The organism is Bradyrhizobium pachyrhizi, assembly GCF_029714545.1.
Lineage (GTDB): Bacteria > Pseudomonadota > Alphaproteobacteria > Rhizobiales > Xanthobacteraceae > Bradyrhizobium > Bradyrhizobium pachyrhizi.
The window spans coordinates 4,227,004-4,241,761 of the sequence record NZ_CP121667.1 but is presented as its reverse complement, the minus strand read 5'-3'; the positions used below and the strand labels follow the sequence as shown (position 1 = coordinate 4,241,761).

Below are 14,758 nucleotides of genomic sequence, written 5' to 3'. Positions count from 1 at the left end.
GCGGTCGAAGCAAATGATGGAGCATCTTCCCCTTTCCCCGCTCTTACGGGGAGAGGGTTGAAACTCCCCCTCACCCGGAATTCAAGCTGTGCTTGAATTCCGACCTCTCCCCGCAGGCGGGGCGAGGTGGAATCCCGCTCGCAATTAGCGTGAAAATCCGCCGCTCGGTAGCGGTGCGGGGAAGGCGCCGCCGGATTGTTGCGTGGTCTGGGTCTGCTGAGCCGGCGCCGCAGGCTGAGCCGGCACCGCAGGCTGAGCCTGCTGATCGTCGGCGGGTGGCGCGGTGGTGCGGCGGCGGACGATCTTCTTCGGCTTCGGCTCCGGCGGCAGCGCGGCGGGGGCGCCCTCCTCGGCAGCGGCATCGGGAGCAGCCGCCTGATCTGCGGCCGGCGCTGCCCTGCCCTTGGCCTGCTTCTTGGCACCCTTCGCCGGCTCCGGCGGTGGAGCCGGCTGGGCGGCAGCGGCCGCCGCGGCGTTCTGCTGGTCGAGCTGCTCCTGCTGCGAGCCCTTGTACAATTCCTTCGGCACGCCCTGCTCCAGGCCTGGCACGCCTTCGGGGAATACCGGCTTGCGGTCGCCCTGCAGCTTCTTCTTGGTGTCGAGGAAGTCGAGCAGGTCGCTCGGATCGAAATTGGACATGCCGCCACCGCCGCAACCCGCCAGCACGCTGCAAAGCGCTGTCAGAACTGCGGCTGCGATCAGGCGTTGCGAGCGGCGCATGGTCGATCTCTCAAACTCGGGTTTCGCGCCAAGTCAGCTTTTCGCGACCGGCGGCAACAAGGCCTGCAGCGCTTCGGCACGCGAGCGCAGGCTCGGCGGCGTCTCGCCGTCATTGGCAATCTGGTCGAGCCACTGCCGCGCGGCGGTGGCATCGTTGGCGCGCCAGGCCGACAGCGCCAGCAGCTCGCGCGCGGAATGGCGGAACGTCGAGTCCTTCGCCGTTGCCGTGGCCTCGAGCCGCTGCAGCATGTTCGGATAGGTGGTGGTTTCCATCGCGAGCTGCGCGGCGCGGATCCGCGCCAGGTCCTGCTCGGGACCGCCGACGCTGCGGTCGGCTGCGATCTCGTCATAGAGCTTCGCGGCAGCCGGCTGGTCGCGGGTCGCGACCTCGGCGGCCATGCGCAACCGCGCCAGGTTGCGATAGCCGGACGGTGCCTTGGTGATGAGAGCGGCGAACGCAGCCTCGGCCTCGGCGTGCTTGTTCTGATCGGACAGTTCGACGGCACGGTCGAACGCCGCACCGGCCTCGGCGGCCTTCTTGGCCTCGAGATACTGGTAGCCGCGCCAGCCACCGACGCCCGCAACGATCAGGATCGCCAGGGCGATGATAAAGAGCGAGTACTTGTCCCACAGCTTCTTGAGCTGATCGCGACGGACTTCCTCGTCGACTTCGTCAAATAATTCAGACACTTAAGGCTATCCCATCCCCTCGGGACCGCTGCTATCGGTGGGGCCCAGCCCTACCCGATCCCCACATCGCGGCGGCGTTACCCTAATGGTGTGGCGGAGGCAAGGCAAAGCGAGGCGGATCAAAGCGTTAACGGGGGACGTTTGCAGCGGGCCGCAACGGGACTGCGTGGCCTCCCTCTCCCGCTTGCGGGGGAGGTGCAGAACGCTAAGCCCCCATTTCCGACAGGCTCTCCCTGATCTGGCGCTTGATCACCTTGCCGTTGGCGTTGCGCGGCAGCGGCTCTGATGTCAGCGCCATGGTCTCCGGCACCTTGTAGTCCGAGAGCCGCTCGGCGCACCAGGCGCGCAGGCTCTCCGCGTTCACTTCGGTGCGGGTCACGATCACGGCGTGCACCCGCTCGCCGAGCACCGGGCACGGCTTGGCGATGATCGCACTCTCGACCACGGCCGGATGGCCGGCCAGGACAGACTCGACCTCGGCGGAATAGATCTTCAGGCCGCCGCGGTTGATCATGTCCTTCTGGCGGTCGAACACGCGGACGAAGTTTGCCGCGTCGATCGAACCGAGATCGCCAGAATGCCAGAAGCCGGCCGTAAAACTCTCCGCGGTCGCCTTCGGATTGTTCCAATAGCCCTTGATGACCGAGGCGCTGCGGATCCAGAGCTCGCCGATCTCGCCGCGCGGCAGTTCGCGGCCGTCAGCGCCCATCACGATGATCTCGGCACCGGGGCACGGCAGGCCGACGCTGTCGATATGAGCGGCGGTCAGTTCGCCCGGCATCAGCGTCGAGGGCGACGTGGTCTCGGTCGCGCCGTAGCAATTCGCAAGCTTCAGCCCGGGAATCTTGGCGTCGAGCTTTTCGATGGTTGCGACCGGCATCGGCGCGCCGCCGAAGCCGCCGATCCGCCAGCTCGACAGATCGTAGCTGTCGAAATCCGGCTGCATCAGGCAGAGATTGTACATCGCCGGCACCATCACCGTGTAGCTGACGCGCTCGCGCGCCGCGACCTTCAGATATTCCGAGGCCTTGAACTCCGGCATGATGATCAGCGCGCCGGCGCAGCGTGCCATGGTGGCGATGTTGGCGACCGCGCCGGTGACATGCGCGAGCGGCACCGCGGCGATCGAGCGATCCGACTTGGTCAGCTTCAGGCACGACACGAACACCATCGAGGAGTGGATGATGTTGCAATGGGCGAGCATGGCGCCCTTCGGCCGGCCCGTGGTGCCCGAGGTGTAGAGGATCATCGCGGTGTCCTCTTCCCTCACCTCCGCCGGCGCCTGGGCCGCAGCGTTGTCGACGAGACCGGCGAATTGCGATGCGCCGTCGTCGCCGACGGAGATGCGATGCCTGAGGCCGGGAATGTCGGCCGCATCGGGGATGCGGTCGGCAAGCGTGGCCTCATGGACCAGAAGCGTCGCGCCGCAATCGTTCAGCACATAGGCGATCTCGGGCTTCTGCTGGCGCGTCGAGAGCAGCACCGTGACCAGCCCGGCATGCGCGGCGGCGAACATCGTCAGCACGAATTCGATGCGATTGCCGAGCAGGATCGCGACGCGGTCGCCGGGCGCAAGGCCGAGTCTTGCAAAGCCCGCCGCGACCTTGGCCGATTTCTCTGCGACCTCGCGCCAGCTCAGGCGCGTCGCGCCGCAGACCAGCGCCTCGCCGTCGCCATTCTGCGCAACGGCGTCCGCGATCATCCCCCACAGGCTGCCGGGCCGCTCCGGGAAAGCCGGCACGACGCGGTCGCCGAAGCGCGGCTCGAGCCGCATCGGCGGAATTGCGTGCTGCGACCAGTCCATGCGCGCCCCGTCAGCTCTTCTTCATGCCGTAGACGTGTTCCGGTCCCGGGAAGGCGCGGCTCTTCACGTCGCGCGCATAGCCCGCGATCGCCTCCTCGATCATCGGCCCGAGATTGCCGTAGCGGCGCACGAATTTCGGCGCCCGCGGCGACAGGCCGAGCATGTCCTCCAGCACCAGCACCTGGCCGTCGCAGGCCGCGCTGGCGCCGATGCCGATGGTGGGCACGGCGATCGACTGCGTGATCTTGCGCGCCAGCGGCTCGGCGACCGCCTCGACCACGATCGAGAAGGCGCCGGCTTCCGCGATCGCCCTGGCGTCGTTCTCGATCGGCGCCCAGGTCTCCTCCTCGCGGCCCTGCGCGCGGAACGAGCCGAGCGTATTGATCGACTGCGGCGTCAGGCCGATATGGCCCATTACCGGAATGCCGCGCTCGGACAGGAACGCCACCGTCTCTGCCATCCGCGCGCCGCCCTCGAGCTTGACCGCGCCGCACAGCGTCTCCTTCATGATCCGCACCGCGGACTGAAACGCCTGCTCCTTCGAGCCCTCATAGGAGCCGAACGGCATGTCCACCACGACGAGCGCAGCTTGCGAGCCGCGCATCACCGCGCGGCCTTGCAGGATCATCATGTCGAGCGTGACCGGCACCGTGGTCTCGAAGCCGTGCATGACGTTGCCGAGGGAATCGCCGACCAGGATGGCATCGCAATGACGGTCGACCAGCGCCGCGGTGTGCGCGTGATAGGACGTCAGCATCACGATCGGCTCGCCGTTCTTGCGGGCGCGGAGATCGGGCGCGGTCTTGCGCTTGATGGCGGATTGAACAGACATAGTCAGGCTCCCATGACAGGCACGCCGATCACGACCGGGTGGAACGCAAACGCCAGCGCCAGATAGACGATGACACCGACCGCGATCGCGATCAGGTCGTTGGTTGGGCCGCCCACCGGAATCGGGGGCGCGCCGGCATCCGTGCGGCGCTTCAGCGAGATACGGTCATAGACCGCCCAGCCGAGAAACGAGCCGAACAGGATGATCGAGCCGAGGTCGCCATTGGCGAGCAGATGCGCGAACGCCCACAGCTTCACGCCGGCGAGCATCGGATGCTTCAGCGTGGTGTAGATGCGGCCGCGGATATAGGAGGCGACGACGAGGATGACGGCGGGCAGCATCAAGGCCACCGTGATGTGCTTGAGCGCGGTCGGCGGGGTCCAAACGTCGATCCATCCGGTCGCGCGATAATGCGCAAAGCCCCAGATGATCAGCACGAGCCCGGCCGCGGAGGCCAGCGAATAGGCGATCTTGTAGACGCCCTCGCCCATCGCCTTGATCAGGCCGGCGCGCATCTCGCGCAGGCTGGACAGCACATGGACGCCGAGGAACAGCACGAGACCCAGGATCATGACGAGCAGTCCCACGATGTTCCTCCCTTGATCGATTAATGCCTTCGCGTATCACCTTCGCCGGGCGGGTGGCAATGCGTCAGCTTCACGGCTTGTCGGCCGATTTGGCCAGCTCCCGGTTGTCGACATAGCGGATCATGATCGGGCGACCGGCCAGCGCCCCGCCCAATCCGCCGGTGAATTTCAGCGGCAGGCAGGCATTCAGCGAGGCATTGATCGCGTTGAGGTAGGTGGTGCGGGTGTCGGCCGGGATGCCCCGCGTCGAAAACGTCAGGTGCGGCGCGCCGATCATCTCGCCCGATCGTTTGAAGCTGAAACGCACCGACATCTGCATGCCCGCGCGCGCGTCGTCCGGCGGTGGCGGCGCCCAGCAGGCGCGCAGCGCGGCGAACAGATCGCCGATGGTATTGAGATCATGATCCGGCTTGCGGTACTTCTCGGCCTGATCCTGCGGTGGCACGGTCAGGATCGTGAGCTGGAGATTTTCGCCGTACGGATAATCCATCTCGGGAAAGCACGGCCCGTGATTGAGCACGCTGCAATAGGACGGGATGCAAGGCCCCTCGTCGAGCACGCTGCAGGGCGTGTGTGCGAAGGGCGCCGGGTTGGTTTGTTGCCGCTGCTGCGCAGAGGCCGCGCTCGCGAGCGCAAAGGCCGGCACGGCAAAAGCGAGACAGATGGCGACGCGTCGGAGCATGCAGGCGGACCCGGATTGCACTCCGGAGAAAATGGGTCCGCAGCCGGAGCGCATCAAGCGGGGCCGTGTTCAAATCCTTGCGCGTGTAGCTGTTATCCGTCGCTCCACAACCCCGCTGTCATCGCCCGGCTCGACCGGGCGATCCAGTATTCCAGAGACGGCTGTTATCGATCGATAGGCGGCGGCGTACTGGGCCCCCGGTCGAGCCCGGCAGACGACAGTGAATGGTCGGCGCCACTACGCCTTCTTCTTCACGTCCTTGACGTTGGAGAAGGTGATGCCCTCGGCGCGCTCGCGGGTGTAGCCGAGATAGAACTCGTTCTTGGCCATGAACACGGGATCGCCGTCGACGTCGTCGGCGATGCCGGAATTGTTGGCGGAGATGAAGGCGTCAAGCTGCTTGCGGTCGTCGGACGAGATCCAGCGCGCCAGCGAAAATTCAGAGATCTCGAACTCGACCGGCAGCGAATATTCCGCGTCGAGCCGCGCCTTCAGCACGTCGAGCTGCAGCGGGCCGACCACGCCGACCAGCGCCGGCGCGCCGTCGCGCGGGCGGAACACCTGCACGACGCCCTCCTCCGACATCTGCTGCAAGGCTTCCTTCAGCTTCTTCGCCTTCATCGCGTCGGTCAGCCGGACGCGGCGGACGATTTCCGGCGCGAAGCTCGGCACGCCGACGAAGGTCAGATCCTCCCCCTCGGTCAGGGTATCGCCGATCCTGAGCGTGCCGTGGTTCGGAATGCCGACGACGTCGCCGGCAAAGGCCTCGTCGGCGACCGAGCGGTCCTGCGCGAAGAAGAACTGCGGGCTCGACAGGCTCATGTTCTTGCCGGTGCGTACCAGCTTGGCCTTCATGCCGCGGCTGAGCTTGCCCGAGCACAGCCGGGCGAAGGCGATGCGGTCGCGGTGGTTCGGATCCATGTTGGCCTGGATCTTGAATACGAACGCGCTCATGCGCGGCTCCGCTGCCTCGACCTTGCGCAAATCCGAGTCCTGCGCGCGCGGGGCCGGCGCGAACTTGCCGAGGCCTTCCAGCAAATCGCCGACGCCGAAATTGCGCAGCGCGCTGCCGAAATAGACCGGCGTCAGATGGCCCTCGCGGAACGCCGCGAGCTCGAACGGCTTGCAGGCTTCCGAGGCCAGCGCGAGCTCGTCCTTGACCTCGGCGACGTCGAGATTGGGATTGCGCTTGCCGAGATCGGCGATGTCGATCTGCTCCGTGGCGCCCGTCTTGGCGCCGCCGCCCTCGAGCAGCCGCACGCCGCCATTGACGACGTCATAGGTGCCGAGGAAGTCGCGGCCGCGGCCGACCGGCCAGGTCATCGGCGTGGTGTCGAGCGCCAGCGTCTTCTCGATCTCGTCCAGAAGCTCGAACGTGTCGCGGCTCTCGCGGTCCATCTTGTTGATGAAGGTGATGATCGGGATGTCGCGCAGCCGGCACACCTCGAACAGCTTTCGGGTGCGCGCCTCGATGCCTTTCGCGGCGTCAATCACCATGACCGCGGAATCGACCGCGGTCAGCGTGCGATAGGTATCTTCCGAAAAGTCCTCGTGGCCCGGCGTGTCCAGCAGGTTGAACACGAGGTCGTTGAACTCGAAGGTCATCACCGAGGTGACGACCGAGATCCCGCGCTCGCGCTCGATCTTCATCCAGTCCGAGCGGGTGTTGCGCCGCTCGCCCTTGGCCTTGACCTGGCCCGCGAGATTGATGGCGCCGCCGAACAGCAGCAGCTTTTCCGTCAGCGTGGTCTTGCCGGCGTCCGGGTGCGAGATGATCGCAAAGGTGCGCCGTCGCGCCACTTCCTCTGAAAGCGGCGAGCGGGACGGCGATTCGGCTGAAACTGAAATGTCGGACATGGCGGGGCATTTGGCAGGGAAAACGGGCGCAATCAAGGGCGTTTTGTCGCAATGCGGAACGGCCGCACCATCCCCATATAGGCACCGGAAGGACGACCTTCTCCTCACCATACCGTCAGCGGGGACGACCCTGCCTTATCTGGAGGGTTCGTGATGGCTTGGACCATTCTGTTCACCGCTGGCCTGCTCGAGATCGGCTGGGCGATCGGGCTAAAATATACCGAAGGTTTCTCGCGGCTGGTGCCGTCGGTGCTGACGCTGGCGGCGATGGCCGGCAGCGTGATCCTGCTTGGCCTCGCGCTGAAGACGCTGCCGATTGGAACTGCCTATGCGGTCTGGACCGGGATCGGCGCGGTCGGCACCGCGGCGCTCGGCATCATCCTGCTCGGTGAACCCGCGACCGCGATGCGGCTCGCCAGCATCGGGCTGATCGTTGCCGGCATCGTCGGGCTGAAGCTGGTCGGCTGATTACTCCTTTTTGGGACGCGTTTTCTTAACGCGAACCGGCTTCCACTTCGCTCGAAAGCGCTACTTCAGAATCTGCACCGCCCAATAGCTCGCGGCTGCGACCGCGGCCGACGCCGGGATCGTGATCACCCAGGCGTAGACAATCGAGCTCGCCACATTCCAGCGCACGGCGGAGAGCCGCCGTGCGGCGCCGACGCCGACGATGGCGCCCGTGATGGTGTGCGTGGTCGATACGGGAACCCCGAGATAGGTCGCCATGAACAGCGTCACGGCGCCGCCGGTTTCGGCGCAGAAACCCTGCATCGGCGTCAGCTTGGTGATCCGCAGCCCCATGGTGCGGACGATCCGCCAGCCGCCCATCAGGGTACCCAGCGCCATCGCGCTCTGGCAGGCCAGCACCACCCAGAACGGAATTTCGAACTTGTCGCCGAGATGGCCCTGCGAATAGAGCAGCACGGCGATGATGCCCATGGTCTTTTGCGCGTCGTTGCCGCCATGGCCGAGCGAATAGAGCGACGCCGAGGCGAATTGCAGGATGCGGAATGCGCGATCGACCGCGAACGGCGTCGAGCGCACCGAGAGCCAGGACACGATCGCGACCAGCACCAGCGCCAGCAGGAAGCCGACCAGCGGCGACAGCACGATCGCGAGCAAGGTCTTGGAGAGCCCGCTCCACACCGCCGCCGAAATGCCCGCCTTCGCCATGCCGGCGCCGACCAGGCCGCCGATCAGCGCGTGCGAGCTCGACGACGGAATGCCCAGCGCCCAGGTGATCACGTTCCAGACGATCGCGCCGACCAGCGCGGCGAAGATCACGGTCGCATCCACTACCGACGGCTCGATGATCCCGGTGCCGATCGTGTTGGCAACGTGCAGGCCGAACACCAGGAACGCGACGAAGTTGAAGAACGCCGCCCAGAACACCGCATATTGCGGCCGCAGCACGCGGGTCGAGACGATGGTCGCAATCGAGTTCGCGGCGTCGTGCAGGCCATTCAGGAAGTCGAACAGCAGCGCGACCGCGATCAGGATGGTCAGAATTGGAAGACCCAGCGTGGCGTCCACGTGATGCCCCGCTCTATGGTGCTTTGTTGAGCATGATCGCCGCGCAAACACTTCGCGTTTGTCGCAGGGAAAACCGCATCACACTTTTCCGGATCATGCTCAGACTTGCTCGATCACGATCGAGTTGATCTCGTTGGCGACGTCGTCGAAACGGTCGGCCACTTTCTCAAGATGGTCGTAGATCTCCGCGCCGACGATGTAGTCCATCGTGTTGGCGTCGCGGTGCTTCAGGAAAAGCTCCTTGAGCCCGATATCCTGGAGATCGTCGACCCGGCCCTCGAGCTTGGTCAGCTCCTCGGTGATCTGGGTCAGCATCGAGACGTTGTGGCCGATCGACTGCAACAGGGGCAGCGCGCGGCCGACCAGATTGGCGCATTCGACGATCAAAGTGCCCATCTCGCGCATCGGCGGCTCGAACTCGCGCACCTCGAACAGCATGACCGCCTTTGCGGTCGCCTGCATCTGGTCGACGGCGTCGTCCATCGAGGTGATCAGGTTCTTGATATCGCCGCGATCGAACGGGGTGATGAAGGTGCGGCGGACCGCGGTCAGAACCTCGCGGGTGACGCTATCGGCGTCGTTCTCGAACTGATTGACGCGCTGGCAAAAGACAGGAGTCTCCTCCCCGCCCTTCAGCATGTCCTGCAACGCCAATGCGCATTGCACGGAGGTCCGGGCGTGTCGGGCGAACAGGTCGAAAAACCGCTCTTCCTTGGGCAGGAAGGCGCGAAACCAGCGCAGCATGTCTCAGTTCCATCATTCCGGGACAGCCCTTTTAGCGACTGTCACAGAACTGTCATAGAGCATCTGGCGGGGAAAACACCTGACACGACCGCCCGAGCGGGCGGTCGTCCACCGCTAAAGTCGGCCGAAAATCGCCGAGACCTGCCCTACAGCGACCGCCGCAGGAGGTGGGCGAGCTCACCGACCAGGCCGCGCCGGAACAGCAGCACGCAGGCCACGAAGATCACACCCTGGATCACCGTCACCCACTGGCCGAAACCGGCGAGATATTGCTGCATGGCGATGATCACGAAGGCGCCGACCACCGGGCCGAAGATGGTGCCGAGACCGCCGACCAGCGTCATCAGCACGATTTCACCGGACATCGACCAGTGCACGTCGGTGAGCGAGGCATTCTGCGCCACGAACACCTTCAGCGAGCCGGCAAAGCCCGCCAGCGTGCCCGACAGGATGAAGGCGAGCAGCTTGTACTGGTCGGTCTTGTAGCCGAGCGAGATCGCCCGCGGCTCGTTCTCGCGGATCGACTTCAGCACCTCGCCGAACGGCGAATTGATAGTGCGGTAGATCAGCAGGAAGCCGGCGAGGAAGCCGACCAGCACGACATAGTAAAGCACCAGCGGCTTCGAGAGATCGAAGATTCCGAGCAGGTGGCCTTGCGGAATGCCCTGGATGCCGTCTTCACCATGGGTGAACGGCGCCTGCAAATAGAGGAAGTAAAGCAGCTGCGACAGCGCCAGCGTGATCATCGAGAAATAGATGCCCTGCCGCTTGATCGAGATGTAGCCGGTGACCAGGCCGAGCAAGGCCGCGGCCGCGGTGCCGACCAGGATGCCGAGCTCCGGCGACAGCCCCCACACCTTCAGCGCATGCGCCGAGACGTAACCGGCTGTGCCGAGGAACATCGCGTGGCCGAACGACAGCAGGCCGCCATAGCCGATCAGGAGGTTGAAGGCGCAGGCGAGCAGCGCGAAGCACAGCGCCTGCATGACGAAGAACGGATAGATCCCCGTCCACGGCACGATCGCCAGCAGCAGCGCCATCGCGGCGAATACGATCATCTCGTCGCGCATCGCGCGCGGCGTAATCGGAAGTGTATCGTCGGTCAATGCTGACATATCAAGCCGCCCGTCCCGTCAGTCCCGTTGGCTTCACCAGCAACACCACCACCATCAGGACAAACACCACGGTGTTGGAGGCCTCGGGATAAAAATACTTGGTCAGTCCCTCGATCACGCCGAGCGCGAAGCCGGTGATGATCGAACCCATGATCGAGCCCATGCCGCCAATCACGACCACCGCGAACACGACGATGATGAGATCGGCGCCCATCAGCGGGCGGACCTGGTTGATCGGCGCCGACAGCACGCCGGCGAGTGCGGCAAGACCGACACCGAGCCCGTAGGTCAGCGTGATCATGCGCGGCACGTTGATGCCGAACGCGCGCACCAGCGTCGGGTTCTCGGTCGCGGCGCGCAGGTAGGCGCCGAGCTGCGTCTTCTCGATCAGGAACCAGGTGGCAAGGCACACCACGAGCGAGAAGACGACGACCCAGCCGCGATAGATCGGCAGGAACATGAAGCCGAGATTGACGCCGCCCTTGAGCTGGTCCGGGATCGAGTAAGGCAGGCCCGAGGACCCGAAATAGTTCTGGAACACGCCCTGCACGATCAGCGCGATGCCGAAGGTCAGCAGCAGTCCGTAGAGATGGTCGAGGCCGGTCAGCCATTGCAGCATGGTCCGCTCGAGGATCATGCCGAAGATGCCGACCACGACGGGGGCGATGATCAGCGCCCACCAGTAATTGATGCCGCCCAGATTGAGCAGGAAATACGCCACGAAGGCGCCCATCATGTAGAGCGCGCCATGCGCGAAATTGATGATGTTGAGCATGCCGAAGATGACGGCGAGCCCCAGACTGAGCAGCGCGTAGAACGAGCCGTTGATCAGTCCCACCAGAAGCTGTGCGTAGAGAGCCTGCATCGAATGAGCTTTCGCTAGATAGATGAAGCCCGCCGGCCACGCCCATGGCCGGCGGGCATGATCGTCACTTCTTCAGAAGCGCGCAGGTGCTCTTGTCGAGCGGCGTGAAGGCCTGGTTGCCCGGCACGGTGCCGACCAGCTTGTAGAAGTCCCACGGTCCCTTGGACTCCGAGGGCTTCTTCACCTCGAACAGATAGGCGTCGTGGGTGACGCGGCCGTTGGCCTCGACCTCGCCCTTGCCGAACAGCGGATCGTCGGTCGGGATCGTCTTCATCTTCGCGACCACCTTGGCGCCATCATGCGGATTGCCGCCGAGCGCTTCCAGCGCCTTGAAGTAATGCATGAGGCCCGCATAGACGCCGGCCTGCACCATGGTCGGGGGCGCGCTGTTCTTCATCCGCTCCGAGAAGCGCTTGGAGAAGGCGCGGGTCTTGTCGTTGAGGTCCCAGTAGAACGTCTCGGTGAAGTTGAGGCCCTGCGCGGTCTCGAGCCCGATCGCCTTGACGTCGGTGAGGAACAGCAGCAGCGCCGCGAGCTTCTGGCCGCCCTTGACGATGCCGAACTCGGCCGCCTGCTTGATCGAGTTGGTGGTGTCGCCGCCGGCATTGGCGAGACCGATGATCTTGGCCTTGGAGGCCTGCGCCTGCAGCAGGAAGGAGGAGAAGTCAGCGGTGTTGAGCGGATGCTTGACGCCGCCGACCACCTTGCCGCCATTGGCGGTGACGACGGCCGTGGTGTCGCGCTCGAGCGCCGCGCCGAACGCGTAATCCGCGGTGAGGAAGAACCAGGTGTCCCCGCCCGCCTTCACCAGCGCCTGGCCGGTGGCGTGGGCGAGCATGTAGGTGTCGTAGGTCCAGTGCACGGTATTCGGCGAGCACTGCGCGTTGGTGAGATCGGAGGTGGCGGCGCCCGAATTGATGTAGACGCCGTTCTTTTCCTTCACGACGTTGTTGACCGCGAGCGCCACGCCGGAATTCGGCACGTCGACGATGGTGTCGACCTTGTCGACGTCGAACCACTGCCGGGCGATGGTGGTGCCGATATCGGGCTTGTTCTGGTGATCGCCGGAGATCAGGTCGATGGTCCAGCCCTTGGCCTTGAGGCCGGAGTCCTCGATCGCCATCTGCGCCGCCAGCGTCGAGCCGGGGCCGGCGAGATCGGCGTAGAGGCCGGACTGATCCGACAGCGCGCCGATCTTGACCGTCTTGTCGAGCTTTTCCTGGGCGGAGGCGACGCTTGCGGCGGACAGCACCATCGCGGTGCCGAGCAAGAGCGCCGAAATCTTGTTCTTCATGTCGTATTCCCTCGTCTTAAATTTTCTGGTTCTGGCGATATCAGACACCGAGATAGGTATGGAGCTTGTCCATGTTGGCCGACAGCTCGGAATTCGCGAAGCCGTCGATCACCTTGCCGTGCTCGACAATGTAGTAGCGGTCCGCAACGGTCGAGGCGAAACGGAAATTCTGTTCGACCAACAGGATCGTGAATCCCTGCGACTTCAGGCGCGCAATGGTGTGCCCGATCTGCTGGATGATGACCGGCGCCAACCCTTCGGTCGGCTCGTCCAGCATCAGGAAGCGCGCGCCGGTCCGCAGGATGCGCGCAATCGCCAGCATCTGCTGCTCGCCGCCCGAGAGCTTGGTGCCCTGGCTGGTGAGGCGCTCCTTCAGGTTGGGAAACAGCGTGAAGATCTGGTCGAGCGGCAGGCCGCCCGGCCGCACCACCGGCGGCAGCAGCAGGTTCTCGCGGACGTCGAGGCTGGCGAAAATGCCGCGTTCCTCGGGACAGAATGCGATGCCGAGCCGCGCGATTTTGTCCGAGGTGGCGCGGATGATTTCCTGATTGTCGAAGCGGATCGAGCCGGCGCGCTTGCCGATCACGCCCATCACCGACTTCAGCGTGGTGGTCTTGCCTGCACCGTTGCGGCCGAGCAACGTCACCACCTCGCCGGCCTTCACGTTGAAATTGATCCCGTGAAGGATGTGGGATTCGCCGTACCAGGCCTGCAGATCCTTGACCGCCAGCACGTCGGCGCCCGCCGCAGCCACGGGCCTCTCCGCCAGTTTCGCCTCAGCCATGACCCGCTCCCAGATAGGCTTCCTTCACCCGCTCGTCCTTGGAGAGGTCGGCGTAGTTGCCCTCCGCCAGCACCTGCCCGCGCGTCAGCACGGTGATGATGTCGGAGAGGTTGGCCACCACCGAGAGGTTATGTTCGACCATCAGGATGGTGTATTTCGCGGAAATCCGCTTGATCAGCGCCGCGATCTTGTCGATGTCCTCGTGGCCCATGCCGGCCATCGGCTCGTCGAGCAGCATCATCTCGGGGTCGAGCGCGAGCGTCGTTGCAATTTCAAGTGCGCGCTTGCGGCCGTACGGCATCTCGACCGCCGGCGTGTTGGCGAATTCGCTCAAGCCGACGTCGTTCAGGAGCTCATGGGCGCGCGGATTGAAGCGGTCGAGCACGCTTTTCGAACGCCAGAAATCGAACGACGAACCGTGTTGCCGCTGCAGCGCCACGCGAACGTTCTCGAGCGCGGTCAGATGCGGAAATACCGCCGAAATCTGAAACGAACGGACCAGCCCGAGGCGCGCCACGTCGGCCGGCGGCATCGCGGTGATGTCGTGGCCCTTGTAGCGAATCTGGCCTGCCGACGGCTTCAGGAATTTGGTCAGCAGATTGAAACAGGTCGTCTTGCCGGCGCCGTTCGGCCCGATCAACGCATGGATACTGCCCCGACGCACTTTCAACGCGACGTCGCGAACGGCGAAGAAACCCGCGAATTCCTTGGTCAATCCGCTGGTTTCGAGGATGAACTCATCTGCCAAATAGATTCCCCCATACGCCATCGCTGCGAAGCCCCTCGCCCGCGTGGCCAGCTTTTTTCGTGTCCGACAGGCGTCCGATCCGTCTTGGAAACCGTCCGGGGCCCGTCGCCTCCGGGCCGGAATATGCCGTCATCTGCGGCGGTTACGCAAGGTGGAAAGCTGTGCACTGCGGCATCAGCGTGACCGGTTCCGGTTGATCCTTAGTCGAATGGCATTTCGGCGCGCTTTGCGCCTCGGGAAAGCGGTCGTTAACGGTGTTTTGCTCCGGACTCCCGCTTTCATAGAATATTTGCGCCTCTCGCCGAAGCTCCGGCCATTGCATATGAATGGCTAGAGCCTTGCATTTCGAGCGCGCCAGTTCTTCGGTCGTCAAATCGATCCCGCAACGTGGTTTCCTCGGCACGTGGCTGCGACTTTATGCCCGCAGCCAAACCATCCCGCAGATCGATGAACTTGTCCGTGGCCGCATTCCGTCCCGGGATGTGCCTGAATTCGGCTAGCCG

Annotated in this window: 16 protein-coding genes; 2 read left to right on the top strand and 14 right to left on the bottom strand. The window is 64.7% G+C overall.

The features are described from left to right. Nucleotides 1-144: 144 nt before the first annotated feature. The 7 genes from QA639_RS19465 to QA639_RS19435 all read right to left on the bottom strand — a co-directional run bounded on the left by QA639_RS19465 (nt 145) and on the right by QA639_RS19435 (nt 7,172). Nucleotides 145-720, bottom strand: coding sequence for a hypothetical protein (locus QA639_RS19465; RefSeq protein ID WP_028335135.1), 576 nt, complete (start codon nt 718-720; stop codon nt 145-147). 33 nt (nt 721-753) lie between these two features. Then, a complete protein-coding gene (locus tag QA639_RS19460; RefSeq protein ID WP_028335134.1) occupies nt 754-1,410 on the bottom strand; it encodes a tetratricopeptide repeat protein in 657 nt (218 codons plus the stop codon). 205 nt (nt 1,411-1,615) lie between these two features. Continuing rightward, entirely contained in the window at nt 1,616-3,214 is a 1,599-nt protein-coding gene (locus QA639_RS19455) for a class I adenylate-forming enzyme family protein (protein WP_157344626.1), read from the bottom strand. A gap of 10 nt (nt 3,215-3,224) precedes the next feature. Next, complete coding sequence (gene panB, locus QA639_RS19450; protein WP_016839889.1) at nt 3,225-4,046, bottom strand: 3-methyl-2-oxobutanoate hydroxymethyltransferase; 822 nt, start codon at nt 4,044-4,046, stop codon at nt 3,225-3,227. Between the two features lie 2 nt (nt 4,047-4,048). After that, nucleotides 4,049-4,633 carry an NnrU family protein gene (locus QA639_RS19445; protein ID WP_050386664.1) on the bottom strand — a complete coding sequence of 195 codons (585 nt, stop codon included), beginning with the start codon at nt 4,631-4,633 and terminating at the stop codon, nt 4,049-4,051. A 70-nt stretch (nt 4,634-4,703) separates the two neighbouring features. Next, nucleotides 4,704-5,315 carry a hypothetical protein gene (locus tag QA639_RS19440; RefSeq protein WP_157344879.1) on the bottom strand — a complete coding sequence of 204 codons (612 nt, stop codon included), beginning with the start codon at nt 5,313-5,315 and terminating at the stop codon, nt 4,704-4,706. 237 nt (nt 5,316-5,552) lie between these two features. Next, nucleotides 5,553-7,172 carry a peptide chain release factor 3 gene (locus QA639_RS19435; protein ID WP_038383667.1) on the bottom strand — a complete coding sequence of 540 codons (1,620 nt, stop codon included), beginning with the start codon at nt 7,170-7,172 and terminating at the stop codon, nt 5,553-5,555. 153 nt (nt 7,173-7,325) lie between these two features. On the opposite strand from QA639_RS19435, the gene sugE reads away from it, so the two are divergent. Next, nucleotides 7,326-7,640 carry a quaternary ammonium compound efflux SMR transporter SugE gene (sugE, locus tag QA639_RS19430; protein ID WP_016839884.1) on the top strand — a complete coding sequence of 105 codons (315 nt, stop codon included), beginning with the start codon at nt 7,326-7,328 and terminating at the stop codon, nt 7,638-7,640. A 60-nt stretch (nt 7,641-7,700) separates the two neighbouring features. Here sugE and QA639_RS19425 read toward each other — a convergent pair whose 3' ends face one another. The 7 genes from QA639_RS19425 to QA639_RS19395 all read right to left on the bottom strand — a co-directional run bounded on the left by QA639_RS19425 (nt 7,701) and on the right by QA639_RS19395 (nt 14,255). Continuing rightward, nucleotides 7,701-8,705, bottom strand: a complete 1,005-nt coding sequence (locus QA639_RS19425) for an inorganic phosphate transporter (protein WP_028335129.1) — start codon at nt 8,703-8,705, stop codon at nt 7,701-7,703. Between the two features lie 99 nt (nt 8,706-8,804). Further along, complete coding sequence (locus QA639_RS19420; protein WP_028335128.1) at nt 8,805-9,449, bottom strand: DUF47 domain-containing protein; 645 nt, start codon at nt 9,447-9,449, stop codon at nt 8,805-8,807. 146 nt (nt 9,450-9,595) lie between these two features. After that, nucleotides 9,596-10,564, bottom strand: coding sequence for a branched-chain amino acid ABC transporter permease (locus QA639_RS19415; protein WP_050386666.1), 969 nt, complete (start codon nt 10,562-10,564; stop codon nt 9,596-9,598). 1 nt (nt 10,565) lies between these two features. Next, nucleotides 10,566-11,429, bottom strand: coding sequence for a branched-chain amino acid ABC transporter permease (locus QA639_RS19410; protein WP_028335126.1), 864 nt, complete (start codon nt 11,427-11,429; stop codon nt 10,566-10,568). A 64-nt stretch (nt 11,430-11,493) separates the two neighbouring features. Further along, nucleotides 11,494-12,723, bottom strand: coding sequence for an ABC transporter substrate-binding protein (locus QA639_RS19405; protein WP_157344628.1), 1,230 nt, complete (start codon nt 12,721-12,723; stop codon nt 11,494-11,496). A 40-nt stretch (nt 12,724-12,763) separates the two neighbouring features. Continuing rightward, nucleotides 12,764-13,507, bottom strand: a complete 744-nt coding sequence (locus QA639_RS19400) for an ABC transporter ATP-binding protein (protein ID WP_028335124.1) — start codon at nt 13,505-13,507, stop codon at nt 12,764-12,766. Beyond that, on the bottom strand, nt 13,500-14,255 hold the full coding sequence (locus QA639_RS19395; RefSeq protein WP_016839877.1) for an ABC transporter ATP-binding protein: 756 nt from the start codon (nt 14,253-14,255) through the stop codon (nt 13,500-13,502). The genes QA639_RS19400 and QA639_RS19395 overlap by 8 nt, the downstream gene beginning before the upstream one ends. Nucleotides 14,256-14,593: 338 nt before the next feature. Between QA639_RS19395 and QA639_RS19390 the strand changes: the two genes are divergently transcribed. After that, the gene (locus QA639_RS19390) at nt 14,594-14,755 is read left to right on the top strand and encodes a hypothetical protein (RefSeq protein ID WP_283090476.1); all 162 of its coding nucleotides are present in this window, start codon (nt 14,594-14,596) and stop codon (nt 14,753-14,755) included. Nucleotides 14,756-14,758: the final 3 nt, after the last annotated feature.